Source organism: Polyangium mundeleinium (assembly GCF_028369105.1).
GTDB classification, from domain to species: Bacteria; Myxococcota_A; Polyangia; order Polyangiales; family Polyangiaceae; genus Polyangium; species Polyangium mundeleinium.
In genome coordinates this window covers 6,906,065-6,923,403 of sequence record NZ_JAQNDO010000001.1, presented here as the reverse complement: position 1 = coordinate 6,923,403, position 17,339 = coordinate 6,906,065, and the positions used below count along the sequence as shown (strand labels likewise).

The following is a 17,339-nucleotide window of genomic DNA, read 5'->3' as shown; positions in this document are numbered from 1 at the left end:
GGAACACAGCCCTACTTCGGCGGCGGCTCGACGGGCGCGAACGTCGTCGAGCCGGCGCCCCAGAACTGCAGGTTCGGGTTCCCTGGGATCGCGATCGGCGTCGACGTGACGCTGGTGCCGTTCGGGTTGAAGGTGAGCTCGAAGAGGAACCCCGAGTTCGTGAAGCCGTAGACGCTGCCTGCCCAGAAGGCGATCCCGAAGACGTCCGAGTTCCCGACCGGGCCCCAGTTCTTCACGAGCGCGCCCGTCTTCGGGTTCACCTCGATCAGGCAATCGTCGCAGCCGTTGCCCTTCACCGTCAGGTACGTCCCGCCGCCCTTCACCGACACGATGTCTCCGCTCGACGAGTAGCCGCCGCCGATCGAGCCGACGGTCGTGATGTTCCCGGTGACCGTGTCGATCCGCACGTAGGTCGCGTTCTGGTAGCCGACGAGCACCTCGTGGTTCGCGTCGAGCGTGCCGGCTGGCACGAACGAGAGCGAGTTCGGGTAGCTGCCGCTCGCGATCTCCGTGCACTTCGCGGTCGTCTTGTCGATCCAGTAGAGCCCGGAGAAGCTCGTCCCGACGATCTTCGAGTCCTTGTCGATCGCGATGTCGATGACGTCGCCGCAGCCATCGAAGTAGTCCACGACCGAGACCTGCTTCGTGTAGGGCTCGAGTTTGTAGAGCCGATCGGGGCTGTGCCCGAACACCTCCCCGGGCAGCTCCGGGTCGGGCGTCCCGCCGTCGCTCGGGAAGTTGAACCCGCCCGAGCCGCCTTCGCCGCCCGCGCCCCCCGGACCCGCCGTTCCCCCCTGTCCGCCCGTGCCGGCCGAGCCGCCTTGCCCTTGCCCCGCGTCGCCGCCCTCCCCGCCCTTGAACGTGCCATCCGTGTTCGCGGCCGAGCAACCGAGCACGAGCGCCGAGGCGGTGAACAAGGCGAACGAAGAAAAAAGGAAGAAGGCTCTTCGCATGGGCAAAACTCCGCGAATTCGGCGTCCTTCGCGAACGCCGATCCAGGAACGTAGGAGACCAGACCCCCTCCTGGGCGTCAAGCCGCGCCCCGGACACGATTTCCCGAAGGATTCCGGCCCGAACCGGCGGGAAGCGGCCGGGGTATTGTGGATGGCCTTGCAATCAGTAATGTGACGGAAACTCGGGATCCCTCTTCTCGGTCCACGCCGGAGGCTTCAGACATGCTTCGCCGATCGCGACTCCTTTCTCTATCTTTCCCCACGATCACGCTCGCCTTGCTCAGCGCCGTCGCCGGCTGCGGCGAGCCCACCCCCAACACCACCGGAGGCATCGCGCAAGGCGGCGGCGGCGGGATGGGCGGCGGCGGCGGGATGGGCGGCGGTGGGATGGGCGGCGGTGGGATGGGCGGCCAGGGCGGCGGCGGGACGGGCGGCACCGGCGGCGCTCCCGGCTGCACCATCGGCACGACGCAGCCCTGTTACGCCGGGCCCGACGGCACCCAGGGCGTCGGCCCCTGCAAGGCCGGCGTCCAGACGTGCGAGCCAAACGGTGAGTTCGGCGCGTGCGTCGACGCGGTCCTCCCCGCGAACGAGACGTGCAACGGCGTCGATGACGACTGCGACGGCAACGTCGACGACGACCCGAGCTGCGTCTGCGCGCCGGGCGAGACGATGGACTGCTACGACGGACCCCCCGGCACCGCCGGCACGGGCGTCTGCGTGGCGGGCAAGGCCACCTGCGCGCCCGACGGCCAGTCCTACGGCCCGTGCGTCGGGCAGGTCCTGCCCTCGGCCGAGGTCTGCAACATGCAGGACGACGACTGCGACGGCGCGCCGGACGACGGCATCGGCTGCGCGTGCTCGCCGGGCACGAGCATCAATTGCTACACCGGCCCCGACAACACGAACGGCGTCGGCTTGTGCAAGGGCGGCAGCCAGACCTGCCTCGCGGATGGAACGGGCTACGGCGCCTGCATGGGCGAGGTCCTTCCCTCGCTCGACAACTGCGCCTCCCCGGCGGACGAGGACTGCAGCGGCGCGGCGCTCGCTTGCACGGGCAACCACGTCGCGAGCAAGCCGTTCGGCGGCGCCTTGAACCAGGTCGGCCTGGACGTCGCGGTCGACGCCCAGGGCAACGTCTACACGATCGGCCACTTCGAGGGCTCGATCAACATGGGCGGCGCCATCGGCACGCTCACGAGCGCCGGCAGCACCGACGTCCTCGTCGCGAAGTACGACCCCATGGGCAACGTCCTCTGGGCGAAGCAGTACGGCAACACCGCGACCCAGGTCGGCAACGGCATCGCGGTCGACAGCGCGGGCAACGTGTACGTCACGGGCGCGTTCCAGGGCTCGATCAACTTCGGCGGGGGCCCCCTGAACAGCGCGGGCGGCGACGATCTCTACGCCGCCAAGCTCGACACGAACGGCGTTCATCTCTGGTCGAAGAGCGTCGGCAACACCGTGACCCAGCAGGGCATGGACATCGCGGTCGACGCGACGGGCGCGGCCTACGTGACCGGCCAGTTCTCGGGCGACATCAACTTCCCCGGGCTCCTCACGAACGTGGCGGGGCTCGACGCGATGCTCCTCAAGTTCGCGAGCGCCAACGGCAACGCCGTCTGGGGCAGGGCTTTTGGCGGCACGGGCACGCAGTTCGGCTACGAGGTCTCGGTGACCCCCGCGGGTCAGGTCACGTTCGTCGGCGCCTTCCAGAACTCCATCAGCTTCCTCAACGGCAACACGCTCACGAGCGCGGGCGACTACGACATCGTGGTGGCTCGGTACGACAGCGCCGGCACGCACCAGTGGAGCAAGAGCTTCGGCGACGCGGCGAACCAGCGCGCGTTCGCCGTGGCCACGGATCCCACGGACGGCTCCGTCGTCCTCACGGGCGAGTATGCCGGCTCGTTCTCGTTCGACGGCGGCACCACCACGCTCACGTGCGCGGACGGCACGGCCAACGTCGACGGGTACATCGCGAAGCTCGACATCATGGGCAACCACGTCTGGAGCAAGTCGTTCGGCAACCTGACCGCGCAGCGCGGCCAGGGGCTCGCGATCGACGTGTTTGGCAACATCGTGATCACGGGCGAGTTCTTCAACCAGGTCAGTTTCGGCGGCAACACGGTCGTGAGCGCGGGCGGGCGCGACGTCTTCGTCGGCAAGCTCAACCCGAGCGGCGCGCCGCTTTGGCTCTGGCGGTACGGCAGCGGCATGCTGACGAACCAGTCGGGCGAGGCGGTCGCGATCGACCCCCTGACGAACACGTGGGTGACGGGCACCTTCGAAAACATCATCGACTTCGGCGGCGGCCCCTTCACGTCCGCCGGCGCGACCGACATGTTCCTCGCGAAGCTCGCTCCCTGATACCTCCCCGGGGGGGTTCGGTTGGCCGGACCCCCCTCTTTTCTACGCTCGGGCGAGCCGAGCTACGCCCCAACCCCCAAACGAATGCACCCTCTTCACGATATTCACGTCGTCCCTTCCTCCATCGCCGAGTTCGTCCCTGCGGTCGTCGAGATCCCGCGTGGATCCAAGCTCAAGTACGAGCTCGACAAGCGCACGGGGCTGCTCATGCTCGACCGTGTCCTCTACTCGTCGGTCCACTACCCGGCGAACTACGGGTTCATCCCGCAGACGCACGCGGGCGACGGGGATGCCCTCGACATCCTCGTCCTCATGCAGGAGCCCGTGCATCCCCTGACCATCGTGCGCGCCCGGCCCGTCGGCGGGTTTCGCATGCGGGACGACAAGGGCATCGACGACAAGATCATCGCCGTGGCAATCGACGATCCCGCGTATGCCCATTACGAAGAAGCGACGGAGCTGCCGTCGCACGTCCTCGCCGAGATCCGGCGGTTCTTTCAGGACTACAAGATCCTCGAGGGCAAGATCAGCGAGGTCGACGACCTCTACGATCGCAAGCGCGCCCTCGACGTGATCGCCGAGTCGATCGCGACCTATCGGAAGGACGCGGCCTGGGGCAAACCCTGACATGAAAAAGGGGTCCCGGCGCGGGCCAGGACCCCTTTCCCCTTCCCTCGAATTCCTCTCAGCCGATCACTTGTTGCCCTTGCCGCCGCCGCCGCTGCCGCCGCTGCCACCGCTGCCGCCGCTGCCCGGGGCGCCGTAGAGCAGGGCCGCGCCCGCCTTGTCCTGGCTCGTCAGGTTGAGCGCCCAGGAGTTCGTCCCATTGCACTGCGGATAGTGCATGACGGAGCCCGAGTCGTAGGGCGTGAGGCCACGCCAGTTGTTGTCCTCGAAGCAGGCGCCCGCCTCGGGGCGCGTGTGCTCGTGCCGGAAGCCGAGCGCGTGGCCGAGCTCGTGACGCAGGACGCCGTCGAGCGAGATGCCCTGCGACGTGAATGCCGTGTTGTCGATGAGCACGTTGCGGCCGTTGCGGCTCGTGTTCGGGAAGAACGCGCGCGCGAGGTACTGCCCGCCCACGTTCACCGGGCGGACGTCGAAGATCACGTTCTTGTTTTGCGCCGAGCAGTTCGCGTCCTGATCGCTCTTGTGGACGAAGTTCACGTTCGCGGCGCCTTCCCAGGCGCTCGTGGCCGTGTTCATCGCATTCACGACGGCGCTGTAGCGGCTGCCGAAGCCAGTGCTGATGCAATACGTGATGTTCAGCGCCGTCGCCGAATCCCATTTCACGTCCTGGCCGCCCGAGGTCATGACCGCGAGCCGGCCTTGCTGCACGTGCTCGAGGTAAAACGCTTCGAGCTCCTCTTCGCTGAACATCGGCGTATCGCCGTCGACGATGTAAACGCCCGTCTCCGGCTCCTGATAGGCCTGCGCCTTGAACTCCTCCCAGGTGAGGTCCATCCCGACGTTTTCCAGGTCCACCGGCTCGCCCGTCTCGGCGACGCAACCCGTCGCGAGCGCGGCGGAGAGAGCCAGCAATCCGTACACGAGGCCAAGCTTCTTCATGGGCGACGACTCCTTGTTCCGATTCGTGACCATCCGGGACAGGGGCGAATGTCTACCAGGATCGGAAAGGACCGTCGATATGGTAATTTTTGTGACCGGAACCTGGAAATGTCCGGTCCGCGTGTCGTCGTGGCGCAGAGCGTGAAGGAGGAGGCGTGACCGGGCTCGCCACCTTGTCTCCTCGAACCCTCCACCCTACTTCCTCGGGCGCGACGGAACGTTCGGCGCTCCTCGCGCGTCCATCGAGCGAGGCCGAGGTCATGATGGAGATCATTCTCGTTGTGGGGTCCCTGCTCCTGCCGTCGCTGTTGTACGTGGTGGGCCGTGTCGCGGGGCGCGACGTCTGGGGGCTCGTCCTTTCGCGGTACGAGAAGCGCGGCGGCAGCGCGTACCGCGCCGCCGAGGTGCCGATCTGGGTGCCCGGCAAGACGCCGCGGTCGGTCAAGCTCGCGGCGATCACGAGCTTCCTGCTCGGGCAGATGGTCATCCCGGGGGCGCTCGCGGCGCTCGTGGGGGTCGTCGTCAGCCTGGAGATGCTCGGCAGGCCCCTCGAGCTCATGGAGCCCGGCGTCCTCATCCTCACGCTCTCGGCGCCAAGTGGCCTCTACGTGGCCGGGTCGCTGCTCGGGCTCGGCATCCTCATGCTCCGCCGCGGCCCGGACGCCGCCGCGCGGGCCCGTTGGGTCGGCCGCTGGTCGGTCCTTCACAACGTCCTTCTGGTCGCGGCGCTCCTCGTCATGTGTGGGCCGAAGCGCGACATCGTGCCGATCGTCGCGTATGCGTTCGTCTCGCTCGCGCACGCGGCGCTCCTCTTCGTCGCGGCCCGGGCGCTCGACGCGCACGACCAGGCGCAGGCCGGGGAAAACCTGCCCGCGCCGGGCGAGACGGCCACGGCGGCCGCCGGTTAAAGCTCGATTCCCGCCGTCCCCTCCGGCAGGAAGGAAAAGCGCAGCGAATCCGATCCCTGCACCGCCATCGCCACGCCTCCCCCGACGAACGGCACGAGCCGTTTGGCAATCTCGAACGAAACGAGCACGCGCGCCTTGTACAGCTCGTCGTGCGTCGTGAGCGGCACGCCGTCCGCGAAGAGCCGGTTTCCCGCGAGATCCCCGGCCACCGCGAACCCCTCGGTGATCGGCACGCGCGCGCCCAGCGTGAGCCCCGCCGTGAACGCAGCTTGTCGTTTCCCGTCGGGGAGCGGCCGGTTGTGGAGGCCGATGCCGAGGATCGAATACGCATACGCGCTCGCGAATTTCACGCCGAGGTTCGCGAAGATCGAATTCGACCCCCAGACCACCGGGTGGACGCCGCCGCGCCGCGGAATCGGTAGGAGGCCGAGCGATTCGCCTTCGAGCTTGTCGGTGATGTTCAGGACCCCCACCTGCACGCCCTTGATCCGGCGCGCCACGTTGATGAGCCCGATCTGCACGCCGCGCACCTCGGCCGAGACGTTCACGATCCCGAGCTGCAGGCCGTCGACGCGCCCGATGTTCGTCCCCCCCGCCATTTGCAGCCCGCGGACCTTTCCGCGGGCGACCGAAACGAGCCCGCCGAGGAGGACCCCGTCGACATCGGCGTACACGTAACTCGCCATGCCTGCGAGCGCGAGGCCGGTCATCCGCCCGCTCGTCCACCCCATGAGCCCCGCGATCTGCGCGCCCGCGAAATCGCCTCGTGCAATGGAAAAGAGGCCATCGAGCTCGAGCCCCTCGGCGCGCCCCTCGACGACGTGCGCGAGCCCGATCTGCGCGCCCCGCATATCGTACCCGACCCAGCCCACGGGCCCGATCTGCAACCCGCCGAGATAACCGATCCGGCCGAGCACGAGGGCCAGGTCGAGGTGGGTAAAGATGTCCGGCGCGCCGGCATTCGTGGCGATCGGATACATGAACCCGACGTTGACGGGCTGATACCGGACGGTCGCGGGCGATGGAGCTTTCGGCTCGGAGGCGACGACGGGCGGAGGATACTCCGGGTCGGGGAGAGGCGCGGGCGCGGGCGCGGGAATGGCGACGGGAGCGGGAGCGGCGGCGGAAGCGGACGCGGGTTCGTCGGCGGCCGCGACGGCGGTGAGCAGGCCGAGAGCGAGCGCGGCGGCCGCGGCGAGCGTGCGCCTCGTGGGGGCGGTGGGGTCGGGACGCGGCGTCATGGCGCGGGGTCGAGCGTACCCTTTCTTGGGCGCGGCGCGAAGGTGGTTCCCCTCCTCAACGCCGACGCTTCCGTGGTACTCCCATCTTGTGAAGCAAATCGTCTCCCTCGGGGCGCTCCTCCCCCTCTTGCTCATGGCCTGCGACCCCGCCGGTCACCTTCGGGTGGCCGTGGTGCGCGACGGCGCGGGGCCCGTTCGGGAGCCCCTCGCGGATGCTTCGGTATGGATCGACTGTCCGGTCGGCGAAAGGACGAAGCTTCAGCCGATGCGAGCCGCAGGGCAGTTCTTTGCCGTCCAGACGCCAGCCGTGGATCTCGACTGCGTCATCACCATCGAGACGCCCGACGGCGGCGGCGGCGGTCAGTATCGCGTGCGGGATCTCTGCGTCGACACGACGCTGCGCGAAGGCTACGGCTGCAAGGAGGCGTTCCTCTACGTCGCCGTTGCGCGCGGCCCCGGGGGCTGAGGTAGCATCGGGGGTCATGAAGACCTATGGGGGGTGGTGGGTCGTCGCGGGCGTCGTGTTCGCCTCGGCGTGCGGCGGTGGGCGTGTCTGGCCCTCGGGCCCGGCGCCCGTGGCCACGACGCCCGACGACATCTTGTCCTGCAACGTCGATTCGGCGCCGCTCGTGCAAACGGGCCGCGAGCTGCAGGCCTGCGGCGGGTTGTGGGTGACGGAGAACTGCACGTACGAGACCGCGCTTTTGTACGGTAAGGTCAACGAGGAGGAATGCACCCGGGAGGTCGACGAGGTGCAATCGCTCCACAACAGGTCGCTCGTCGCGCGCGCGATGTTCTGGCGGGAGACGGGGTGCGCGCTCGACCAAGCGAAGTCGTCGGACGACGACGCGCTCGCCTGGAGGTTCCGGGTGGCCGATTCGAACGGCCACCGATTGGTCGTGCAGGGCTGCGGCAAGGAAGCGCGGTACGTTTGCGAGACAGGCAAAATTCGTCCGCAATGCGAGCCCCCGCCGCCCGAGGTGAAGGCCTTTGCAGCAGCGGTGGCGGACGCGCGCGCCGTCTTCCAGGCCGAGACGGGCTGCAAGACGATCGAGCTCGTCCCACAAGGCGCCGGGCCCATTCCCCAGGATGGAGTGATCGAGGTGTTTCTCTCGGGCTGCGGGACGCTCATGCCGATCACCTGCGCGCTGGATGCCGCGGCGAACGACGCAGGGCAATGCGCGCCCGAGCCTCCCATGCCCGAGGCGGTGGCGGACAGCCAGAGGCGCGCCGAGCGGTATTACGCGGACGAGGCGCAATGCAGCGCCCTGGGCGCGACGCCGCGCCTGCGGGCGGATCCCATTGGGTACGATGCTCCGAAGGGGGTCTGGAGCCAGGTGTGGCATGCCGAGGGCTGCCGAGGACGAGCGACCCTGCGCTGTTACGCGTGGAAGCTGCGCTCCCGGCAGGTGAGCTGCGAGGCGCTGCAGAAGCTCGACCGCGAGAAAGTGCGCACGAAAGCGCAGGAGGTCCTGGGCAAGCTGCGCCCCGATTGCCGGCTCCAGGCCCCAACCGTATCCCCCGGCGAGCTCGTGGCGCAGGTCGACGTCGACGCCACCTGCGGGCAGGAGCCGACGGCCCTGCGGCTCGTCTGCGATCGCGACCCGGACACGCAGGCCCTCACGTGTGGACTCGACGAAATGCACGCGCGCGTCGGCGTGGAGGGCCGGGCGATGGCGCGTGAGCACTTCGGGAAGGCGCATGGATGTGCGGGCACGCAGATCACCGTCGCCGAGGACAGGTCGGGATCCCGATACCAGCGCACGATCAAGCTCATCGGGTGCAAGGAGAGCGCGGTCTATTCGTGCGACGTGAAAAAGGGCACGCCCTCCGAGATCGAATGCAAGCCCAAGGGGTGACCCCGACGACGACGCGCACCGGGGCGTGGGGGGCTCGCACCCGACGGGATTTGAGCCGGTGCGCACCTCAAGAGCCATCGCAGATCAGGGGGTATCTGTAGAAAAACGGCGCGGTTGCGTGGAAAGGCTGCCAGCCGCTCGCCAGGGCCCCCGCAATCATCTCGCGGACCATCGCCGGCTTCACGGCCGTCTGATGCGTGCTCAACCCGTTGTCCGGGCGGCTGACCATGAGGTCGACCATGAGCACGCTTCCGGAGACGGCGTCGCGCGGCTGAATGGCGAGCGTCATCGACGCTTGGAAGGCAGCTTGGCGGTACGTTGGCTTCTTCCGAATACGGAAGGCATAGTCCGTGTCCCCCACGCGAACGATCCGGCGCCCTTTCCTGGGAATTGTCATGGTGTACCGTTCAGGGCTTTGCCTGCCCCGCGGCGGGCTCCTTCCAGGTCGTTGGCGACTTCTTCCGCGGCCCGGTGGCCATGACGTTTACCACCGTCTGGAGCTCGGTGGCCAGGTCGGGCATTCGTTCCCCCATGGATGACAGCACGCCGTAGGACGCGAGGAAGGCATGCGCGACGGGCTCGTCGGCAACGAGGAGGGGCTTGGTCGACGGGCTCGCCGGGCTTGTCGGCAACGGCTGGGGGCTTGGTCGACATGGTCGCCGGGCTTGTCGGCAACGGCCGGGGTCCTTGTGACGAGCTCGCCGCGGTTGTCGGCAAGGGCCGGGGGCTTGGTCGACATGGTCGCCGGGCTTGTCGGCAAGGGCCGGGGGCTTGGTCGACATGGTCGCCGGGCTTGTCGGCAACGGCTGGGGTCCTTGTGACGAGCTCGCCGCGGTTGTCGGCAAGGGCCGGGGGCTTGGTCGACATGGTCGCCGGGCTTGTCGGCAAGGGCCGGGGGCTTGGTCGTCATGGTCGCCGGGCTTGTCGGCAACGGCTGGGGTCTTGTCGACGAGCTCGTCGCGGTTGTCGGCAAGGGCCGGGGGCTTCGTCGACATGCTCGCCGCGGTTGTCGGCAAGTGAAATCTGATTGTGTACGGCTCCCGCGGCTCCCGCCGGATCCCGCCGCCAGGTCACCGTCATGGGACGCTCGGTTCCCGGGCGCATCGTGAGCCCCCCTGGCTCGTTTTCTCTTGTCGCCCGGCCGAGCAACGTGCGATCCGCTCCTTCATGCAAGCAATGACGAGACGCCGCTCGGCAATGCTGGGCGTGCTGGTGCTGGGCTTCGGTGGGGCAGCGATGATGGGTGCGTGCGGGTCGCCTCTCGATCCAAGGCCTCTAGGCGAAACACCATGATCGAACGGGTCACCCGCCACTTCGGACGCCTCGTCTTCGACCGAGACGCCATCGTCCGCGCCGCGCTGCGCGCGTACGTCGAAGGCTACCTCAGGCGGATCGCGCGCTTTTGGTATCCAGCCTCCGACGGCATGGAGTGGACGGGCGACCTCCAGCGAGGCGCCATCTACAACGTCGACGTAGAAGGAAACTACGAGGTCGTCGCGTGGACCGAGGCGGGCGTCGTCGGCCTCGCGTGCGAGAGCGGGTGGGGGCCGATCCAGCAGTTCCGCCTCTCGGTCGACGCGGTGACCGGCGGCCCGGACGACGTGCGTGCGGCCGTGCCAGGGCTCCCTGCCGAGCTCGAGCCCGCGTTCGTGATGGCCGTCGGTTGGCTCTACGTGGGGGACGAGCATGGGGAGAGGTGGGCCGGCGTGGGCTTCTGGCTTCACGGCGATCGCGTGGGAGGCACGCTCTTCGACGATCCGACGCCCTACGGCGCCCGCCGGCTGGCCGCGTGGGGCTTGCTCCACAAGGGGCGGCTCTTGCCGCTGTCGTGTGAGTCGTATCGTCCACGCCCCGGGTGGATCGTGACGTACCACGACCGCCCGGAAGACGCCCCCGCCCACGCAGTCATCGACGCAGTGGTCGACCGGAGGCTGAAAGGCCCCACGGAGTTCACGCCCGCCGAGCTCGAGACGCTCCTTCTCCCCACGCCCAAACCGGAGCGCGTGCTCGGCGCTCGATGGCGCCTTCAGAAGGTGGGCATCACCTGGCCCGGCTCGCCCGAGATTCCCGAGGAGCCGACATAACGGGCCAACCCCTTTTTGCGGTGACTCGTCGACGCAAAGCGGTAGCGGTAGCGGAAGCGGGAGCGGAAGCGGGAGCGGGAGTGCCCTTCGGGTCGAGCGGTTACGGCACTTGGCCGTATTCCTACGGAAACCCCGACAGATTCCGCCTGCGTGCCCCTCGCTTCGCGATCTCGCAGAGCGCCGAACCGTTCGGCGCTACCGCTGTTGTTGCGGTTGAAGGCTGGATGGGCCTTCTTCGGGGCACCGCGCATGTTCAAACGGCTCCCGCCGGTTCCTCCACCGCGTTCGCGGGAGGTGACGGGCGTCTCGTTCGGAAACCGGCGCGTTCGTAAGGAAGACGGACAGTGCTGGGCATGCGAACCGCTGGAAGGCGCGCGGGTCCCGGAAGGACCCGAGCGGCTGCGCGATGCGGCCCGCGTCTTGATCTCGATGGCCAAAGGCCGGTTCCCTTGACGTGTTTGCGTTTCGCGACGGCATAGATTTCGCGACGGCACAGATTCCCCGAACCTGGTATGCAACGCCCCCCATGCAGCGGCACAAGGTCCTGCGCCGCCGCATATCCGATGGGTTGCCGCTCGCTCCCCTTCCCTGCGCCCACGCCAGCCGGGCGGCAAACAGTCGTTCGATCCGCGTGGAGCAAGATTCCGACGATCGCCACGCGAGGAGCGTGCTACGCCCCCGCGTGAGATTTGTCCAAGAACATCGGTCGGTTTGACAACCGCTCGATGTTCTTGCCTTCTTTCGTCCCGAGGGGGACGCCTCGCGTCCCCCTCTCGTCCGGGCAAAGCCCAGACGATTCACCCCCCGAGGCGAGCTCGCTTCGCGATCTCGCAGAGCGCCGAACCGTTCGGCGCTCTACGTGTTACCCCGGAGACTCCATGCGACTGCATTGCAGATCCAATATGAAGAATGCATCTATGATCGTGCCGGTCCTCGCCTGCGCCCTCGCGGCTTGCGGTGGTGAGCAGGCGGGTGATGGAATCGAATCCATCGGCGTGAACCAGGCGGCGCTCAACCAGAGCAGCATCACCGTCACCGTGGACTCGAGCATGACCAGCAAAGAGCGGTGCCGCGTGCCTTCCTCGATGTTCGACAGCATGCACGCCAATTCCTATGTGGCGCCTGGTGAAACTTACGATACGACCAAGTTTCATTATGGAGAGCAGCTTCTCATCAAGCGCGGCACCACGCTCCGAGGCCTCTGTACCGTGGACGGCGTGGCGAGCTCCACGAGCGACATCCAGGTGAGCCAGACCCTCTTCACCAACCGGGTCGCGCTCGCCGGCGAGACGACCTCGGCCACGGGCGTCACGGTGTCGAACGAGTACGCGTCAGGGGTCGCGCCCGCGATCGCGGAGCCGGCGACGACCATCTCGGCGGTGAAGAACAGCTCGTCGAACAAGGTCCGAGAGTTCCTGTCACGCGACGCGAACACGAAGGTGGTCTACACGGCGCCCCATCCCTTCGAGGACTACACCTTCGACCAGGTGGAGGGCATCTACAACCACAACCCGACGCGAAATGGCGCCTGGGTGGTGGGCATCAACAGCAACGATCCCAGCGCAGACGCCAAGTTCCACATCACCTCGACCGACATCAGCTGGCGCAGCTTCCCCTTGCTCCAGAGCTTCGTGCCGAACCAGGTCTATTACTCGGTGTCGTTCCATCGACATGCGTGCTCGGGCGTGGACATCCAGGTCGGCGGCAGTATCTTCCCCGAATTCCGGCAGGGCGTCGCGGAGATCCTCAGCGAGTACTTGCAAGGGGAAGGGCTCGACATCGCGTGGTCCAACACGAGTGGATGCGATCTCGCTGGCAGCAACCAGTTTAATTACGTCAACTGGATCGGGTCGTACGGCGGCGTCCAGATCGAGCAGAGCCCTGCCGTGCTCGACAGCACGACGCGGCGCGAGAAGGCGAGGGACGCCGTCCGCTCGGTCTACGACTGCTTGCTGGACCCCGCCGACGATTCCGACGTACACGACTACGCCGATCAAACCAATGGCCAGCAGACCGTCGTCTACGCTACGAACGGCGACTATGCGACCGACGGCGAATGCCCCCGTTTCATCGGTGACATCGAGGTCCCGTCGACCCCCTTGAACCGCCCGAAAGAGGTGATCACCGCGGTGTGGGACTGCGAAGTTGGCGACACGGCGCACGTCGACATCTACGGCATAGACGGCTACGGCCACGCGTTCCGCGTCGGGGGAGGGATGATGGAGTACGTGTTGACCTCGGATATGAACTGCGACTCCGTGAAGGTCACCACGGGCCCCACTCCCTGGATCGAACCCGAGATCTACGACGGCGCCACGTACCGCGCCGTCATCCGCGCGAGCAGCAGCACCGGCCAGCCGAAGGGCGCCGTGTTCGCCATTCAATGGTGATTTCTCGCCGCCCGGTGGCTCCTGGGGCGCCCCCCGGCGCCTGCGGCGCGCGTATGGACGCAGGAGCGCGGCAACCGCCGCGCCGTTCCATTCAGCGTCCATCGATCGGAGACCGCGATATCCTCCGCTTATCGATGCCGTGACCCCCGTCCTCGAGCGGGATCCCCTGAATCCCCGTCCCGCTTGCGCTTGCGCTCGCGCTTGCGCTTCCGCTCCCGTTTCCGCTCCCGCCGGCGTTCCTACCTCATGAGGTTCAGGCGCCTCGACGGCTCTTCCATGTGTCCGGATGACGTCGTAGGCGCATGACCGCGACAACTTCTATTCTGCCACGGGACTCACGGACCCGTTGCATGCTGGCGGACCGACACTCCGTATTCGTTCTCGACGGAGCAGCCGCGATCGCTCGGGATGGTGATGCTCATTCTCCGCAGCTGAGGCGCTCAGGCAGCAGCAGCAGCAGATGGAGACTGGGTCCGAGGTCCGTCGTCCTCCGTGTCGTGGTGTCCGCGATACCGGGCCGGCGCGCCGAAAGACGGGCAGGGGCCTGCCTCGACATCACCTCCCGAAGCCGTATTCCACGGTGGCATCGTTCTTGAACTGACGACCTGACGCCTCTCCGTCAGCGCCGGCTCGACGCGCGGCAGCCCACACTTTAACAAGAACAGAGAACTCGACATGCGTTATCTCAAAAGCTCTCTCTCCTATCTGACGATCCCGACTCTCTCCGCCCTGCTCCTCGCGGGCTGCGCCAGCGCTGACCCCTCCGAGGCCGATAGCCACGAAGGCGACGAGGCCGTGGGCGAGGTCCATGACGCGCTCACCGCCGAGCAGTGCAACTACTTCGATGTCAACGGTACGGTCCAGATCTGCCACAAGACCAGCTCGACGAAGCATCCCTACACGATCATCCGAGTCAGCGAGCAGGCGTGTATCAACGCGCATAGCTCTCACAACGGCGACCACGTCACCAGCCTCGACCCGACCTCGCCGCTCTTCGACCCGACGTGCAGCGGCCTGGGCTGCCTGCCCGTGAACGCGCCGTGCGACGCCACGGTGCCCTGCTGCGACGGCCTCACGTGCCAGAGCGGCACCTGCGTCGACGTCGACGAGTGCGCCGCCGGCACCGACAATTGCGACGCAAACGCCACCTGCACCAATACCACGGGCTCCTTCACCTGCGCCTGCAACGCGGGGTACGAGGGCGACGGCGTGAGCTGTACCAACATCGACGAGTGCGCCGCAAGCCCGTGCCTGAACGGCGGCACATGCACCGACGGCATCAATAACTACACCTGCGCGTGCGCTCCCGGCTTCACCGGCACCAACTGCGAGATCAACATCGACGAGTGCGCCGCAAGCCCGTGCCAGAATGGCGGCACATGCACCGACGGCATCAATAGCTACACCTGCGAATGCGCGCCTGGCTTCACCGGCACCAACTGCGAGACCAACATCGACGAGTGCGCCGCAAGCCCGTGCCAGAATGGCGGCACATGCACCGACGGCATCAATAGCTACACCTGCGCGTGCGCTCCCGGCTACACCGGCACCAACTGCGAGACCAATATCGACGAGTGCGCCGCGAGCCCGTGCCAGAACGGCGGCAGCTGCACCGACGGCGTGGGCAGCTACACCTGCCAGTGCGCGCCCACCTATGAGGGGACCCATTGCGAGGCTTGCACCGGCCCCCTCGGGGACTGCAACGGGAACTCGTCCGACGGCTGCGAGGTGAACCTCCAGAGCGACGCCGATAGCTGCGGCGCCTGCGGCATCGCGTGCGCGACGGGCGAAATCTGCTCGAACGGTACCTGCCAGGCCGCGCCCTCCGGTCAGGTCCCCGGCACGCCGATCAGCGTCCCCGCGAACCACAACCCGCTGGCTCCGGCGGTCGCCGATGTGAATGGCGACGGCAAGCTCGACATCCTGGTGGCCAACGCCGAATCCGGATCGATCGTGACCCCCTCCGGCTCGTTCTCCGCTTTCCTCGGCAACGGCGACGCAACCGTCCAGGCGGAGGTCAACTACACGGGCGCTCCGCTCTCCAGCAACGCGGTCGTGGCCGCGGACGTGGACGGTGACGGGTGGCTCGACGCCGTCACCGTCAACGGCCAGACCAACCTGCTCCTCAGCAACGGGAGCATCAGCGTCTACCGAAACCTTGGCCCGAGCGCGCCCGGAACCTTCGACGCGCCGACGAACTTCACCACCGGCACCCCGGGCTCCGTCCACCTCTGCGCCGGCGACTTCGATCACGATGGGCTGGTCGACATCGCCACCACCAGCGTGACCCTGAGCCAGGTGAGCGTGCTTTTCGGCACCGGCGCGGGCAGCTTCGGCGCGCCCACGTTCATCACCATCCCGAACACCGGCGGCGTGCAGTCGACCATCGCCTGCCGTGATCTGAACGGCGATGGCTTCTCCGATCTCGTGGTGACGAGCCCCGCCAGCGCACGCCTGTCGACCCTCATCAACCAGGGCAACGGCTCGTTCGCCGCACCCGTCTCCTACACCAACGCCGTCAACGGCCAGACGGCGGGCATCGCCTTTGGCGACGCCAACGGCGACGGCACGCTCGACATCCTCTCGAACGGCGCGGCCGGCCGGTACCTCTTCTTCTTCAAGGGGAACGGCAACGGCACCTTCGCGAGCGGCGTTCAGTCCGCCGCCGCGCCCACGACAGCCGTCAACTCGGCGCTGGGCGTCGTGGCCGATGACTTCAACGGCGATGGCAAGCTCGACGCCTACATCCTCGTTACAACAGCCTCGGGCGGCGTCCGCCCGATGACTGGCAACGGCAACGGAAGCTTCACCACGGGCACCGTCGTCACGACCGGCGCCTCGCCTGGCCTCAACGCCATCGCCACCGCGGACATGGACGCGGACGGGTACGCCGACCTCATCCTGACAAACAGGGGCTCTGGCACCGTGACCGTGGTCCCCAACGGACTCTGAGTAGGTGCCCACGATACCGCGCAAGCGGGCGCGATGGGGCGGTGTGCCCTGACGCTCCCGCCCCCGCTCCCACTTCCGCCCCCGCTCCCGGTGTATTCTCGGCGCTCTTAGCCCCTGCCCTTGAGATTCGTCGTGTACTTCCTTCGTTGCCCCGCGCCCTTGTGCAGCGCGGGGTCGGCGCCCTCGTGCCAACCCAAGAACGGGTAGTGCCCCGCGTAGCCGATCAAGTTACGTAGCGCTTCGGGCAGATCGCGCGCGATCTCGGGCGGGCACGCGAGGTACTGGTTCTCTTCTTGGCGAAGCCAGCCGAGCGTGTACGCAAGCCCGATGCCGATTCGATCGCGGTCGGTCGTCACGTTCGCGCCGCCGCCGTGATACGCCGAGCCGTAGTAGATCACGACCGAACCGGGCGCCATCTCGACGTGCGCGACCTCGTCGTCGGGGGTGGGCACGCGCGCGTCGGACCACAGATGGCTGCCGGGGTACACGACTGTTCCGCCGTTTTCTTTCGTGAACTCGGTGAGCGCCCAGATCGTATTCACGAAGCACTCGGGCCCGGGGCGCGCGAACGGGTACATGTTCGTATCGCGGTGCGCGACCTGCGCGATCTCGCCCGGCGCGATGCGAATCGCTTGCGTCCAAGACAGTTGATAGGTCGCGCATTGCGGGCCGAGCACGCGGTCGAGCACCTCGAGCACGCGTGGCGTCGTCGCGAGGTCGCGGCAACCCGGCGACTTCGCGATCAGGCTCGAGGTGCGTAGCGTCTTCATGCCCTTGAAGCGATCGTTGCCGAGCGGGCTTTTTTCGATCGGCAGTGTGAGCCAAGGCGCAAGCTCATCGCCGATGCGGCTCATCGCCGCAGGCGTCGCGAGCCCCTCGACGATGACGGCGCCGTCGCGTTCGAGAACCTCGACGAGCCTTTCGGCAGTGGCGGCGGCGGGAACGCTCTCGAGGGGCATGCGTGCCCATGCTACACGGGACGGGTCGTTCGTTCCACCCTGTTTCCCCGCGCGTCG

At 67.6% G+C, this 17,339-nt stretch carries 14 protein-coding genes; 8 read left to right on the top strand and 6 right to left on the bottom strand.

From position 1 onward, the window contains the following. Positions 1 to 11: 11 nt before the first annotated feature. Positions 12 to 953, bottom strand: coding sequence for a ligand-binding sensor domain-containing protein (locus tag POL67_RS27375; RefSeq protein ID WP_271922244.1), 942 nt, complete (start codon positions 951 to 953; stop codon positions 12 to 14). Positions 954 to 1,175: 222 nt separating this feature from the next. Here POL67_RS27375 and POL67_RS27370 point away from each other — a divergent pair, with 222 nt between their 5' ends. Next, positions 1,176 to 3,323 (top strand): SBBP repeat-containing protein, encoded by a 2,148-nt coding sequence (locus tag POL67_RS27370; protein WP_271922242.1) that lies wholly within the window; start codon positions 1,176 to 1,178, stop codon positions 3,321 to 3,323. Positions 3,324 to 3,407: 84 nt separating this feature from the next. Then, a complete protein-coding gene (locus POL67_RS27365; protein WP_271922239.1) occupies positions 3,408 to 3,950 on the top strand; it encodes an inorganic diphosphatase in 543 nt (180 codons plus the stop codon). A 66-nt stretch (positions 3,951 to 4,016) separates the two neighbouring features. Here POL67_RS27365 and POL67_RS27360 read toward each other — a convergent pair whose 3' ends face one another. Beyond that, positions 4,017 to 4,889, bottom strand: coding sequence for a M57 family metalloprotease (locus tag POL67_RS27360; RefSeq protein WP_271922237.1), 873 nt, complete (start codon positions 4,887 to 4,889; stop codon positions 4,017 to 4,019). 260 nt (positions 4,890 to 5,149) lie between these two features. On the opposite strand from POL67_RS27360, the gene POL67_RS27355 reads away from it, so the two are divergent. Next, positions 5,150 to 5,797, top strand: a complete 648-nt coding sequence (locus POL67_RS27355) for a hypothetical protein (protein ID WP_271922234.1) — start codon at positions 5,150 to 5,152, stop codon at positions 5,795 to 5,797. Here POL67_RS27355 and POL67_RS27350 read toward each other — a convergent pair. Then, positions 5,794 to 7,038: an LA_2272 family surface repeat-containing protein gene (locus tag POL67_RS27350; protein ID WP_271922233.1), complete on the bottom strand. Its 1,245-nt coding sequence runs from the start codon at positions 7,036 to 7,038 to the stop codon at positions 5,794 to 5,796. The genes POL67_RS27355 and POL67_RS27350 overlap by 4 nt on opposite strands. A gap of 88 nt (positions 7,039 to 7,126) precedes the next feature. Here POL67_RS27350 and POL67_RS27345 point away from each other — a divergent pair, with 88 nt between their 5' ends. Together POL67_RS27345 and POL67_RS27340 are read left to right on the top strand one after the other, a co-directional pair. Beyond that, a complete protein-coding gene (locus POL67_RS27345) occupies positions 7,127 to 7,504 on the top strand; it encodes a hypothetical protein (protein WP_271922231.1) in 378 nt (125 codons plus the stop codon). 16 nt (positions 7,505 to 7,520) lie between these two features. Continuing rightward, positions 7,521 to 8,897, top strand: coding sequence for a hypothetical protein (locus POL67_RS27340; RefSeq protein WP_271922229.1), 1,377 nt, complete (start codon positions 7,521 to 7,523; stop codon positions 8,895 to 8,897). A gap of 67 nt (positions 8,898 to 8,964) precedes the next feature. Here POL67_RS27340 and POL67_RS27335 read toward each other — a convergent pair whose 3' ends face one another. Both POL67_RS27335 and POL67_RS27330 read right to left on the bottom strand, forming a co-directional pair. Continuing rightward, on the bottom strand, positions 8,965 to 9,186 hold the full coding sequence (locus POL67_RS27335) for a hypothetical protein (RefSeq protein WP_271922227.1): 222 nt from the start codon (positions 9,184 to 9,186) through the stop codon (positions 8,965 to 8,967). Between the two features lie 118 nt (positions 9,187 to 9,304). Then, positions 9,305 to 9,430: a hypothetical protein gene (locus POL67_RS27330; protein ID WP_271922225.1), complete on the bottom strand. Its 126-nt coding sequence runs from the start codon at positions 9,428 to 9,430 to the stop codon at positions 9,305 to 9,307. A gap of 756 nt (positions 9,431 to 10,186) precedes the next feature. On the opposite strand from POL67_RS27330, the gene POL67_RS27325 reads away from it, so the two are divergent. The 3 genes from POL67_RS27325 (at position 10,187) to POL67_RS27315 (ending at position 16,323) form a co-directional block, all read left to right on the top strand. Beyond that, the gene (locus tag POL67_RS27325; protein ID WP_271922223.1) at positions 10,187 to 10,981 is read left to right on the top strand and encodes a hypothetical protein; all 795 of its coding nucleotides are present in this window, start codon (positions 10,187 to 10,189) and stop codon (positions 10,979 to 10,981) included. A gap of 902 nt (positions 10,982 to 11,883) precedes the next feature. Then, positions 11,884 to 13,371 (top strand): poly-gamma-glutamate hydrolase family protein, encoded by a 1,488-nt coding sequence (locus tag POL67_RS27320; RefSeq protein WP_271922221.1) that lies wholly within the window; start codon positions 11,884 to 11,886, stop codon positions 13,369 to 13,371. Between the two features lie 675 nt (positions 13,372 to 14,046). After that, positions 14,047 to 16,323, top strand: coding sequence for an FG-GAP-like repeat-containing protein (locus tag POL67_RS27315; protein WP_271922219.1), 2,277 nt, complete (start codon positions 14,047 to 14,049; stop codon positions 16,321 to 16,323). 107 nt (positions 16,324 to 16,430) lie between these two features. On the opposite strand, the gene POL67_RS27310 is transcribed toward POL67_RS27315, so the two are convergent. After that, positions 16,431 to 17,282, bottom strand: coding sequence for a phytanoyl-CoA dioxygenase family protein (locus tag POL67_RS27310; protein WP_271922217.1), 852 nt, complete (start codon positions 17,280 to 17,282; stop codon positions 16,431 to 16,433). Positions 17,283 to 17,339 lie beyond the last annotated feature (57 nt).

Excerpts from the sequence above, each read along its gene's own strand:
- POL67_RS27320 (WP_271922221.1), top strand. The coding sequence starts at position 11,884 with ATGAAGAATGCATCTATGATCGTGCCGGTCCTCGCCTGCGCCCTCGCG.
- POL67_RS27310 (WP_271922217.1), bottom strand. The coding sequence starts at position 17,282 with ATGCCCCTCGAGAGCGTTCCCGCCGCCGCCACTGCCGAAAGGCTCGTC.
- POL67_RS27365 (WP_271922239.1), top strand. The coding sequence starts at position 3,408 with ATGCACCCTCTTCACGATATTCACGTCGTCCCTTCCTCCATCGCCGAG.
- POL67_RS27325 (WP_271922223.1), top strand. The coding sequence starts at position 10,187 with ATGATCGAACGGGTCACCCGCCACTTCGGACGCCTCGTCTTCGACCGA.
- POL67_RS27355 (WP_271922234.1), top strand. The coding sequence starts at position 5,150 with ATGATGGAGATCATTCTCGTTGTGGGGTCCCTGCTCCTGCCGTCGCTG.
- POL67_RS27315 (WP_271922219.1), top strand. The coding sequence starts at position 14,047 with ATGCGTTATCTCAAAAGCTCTCTCTCCTATCTGACGATCCCGACTCTC.
- POL67_RS27340 (WP_271922229.1), top strand. The coding sequence starts at position 7,521 with ATGAAGACCTATGGGGGGTGGTGGGTCGTCGCGGGCGTCGTGTTCGCC.
- POL67_RS27330 (WP_271922225.1), bottom strand. The coding sequence starts at position 9,430 with ATGGGGGAACGAATGCCCGACCTGGCCACCGAGCTCCAGACGGTGGTA.
- POL67_RS27360 (WP_271922237.1), bottom strand. The coding sequence starts at position 4,889 with ATGAAGAAGCTTGGCCTCGTGTACGGATTGCTGGCTCTCTCCGCCGCG.
- POL67_RS27350 (WP_271922233.1), bottom strand. The coding sequence starts at position 7,038 with ATGACGCCGCGTCCCGACCCCACCGCCCCCACGAGGCGCACGCTCGCC.
- POL67_RS27335 (WP_271922227.1), bottom strand. The coding sequence starts at position 9,186 with ATGACGCTCGCCATTCAGCCGCGCGACGCCGTCTCCGGAAGCGTGCTC.
- POL67_RS27375 (WP_271922244.1), bottom strand. The coding sequence starts at position 953 with ATGCGAAGAGCCTTCTTCCTTTTTTCTTCGTTCGCCTTGTTCACCGCC.
- POL67_RS27370 (WP_271922242.1), top strand. The coding sequence starts at position 1,176 with ATGCTTCGCCGATCGCGACTCCTTTCTCTATCTTTCCCCACGATCACG.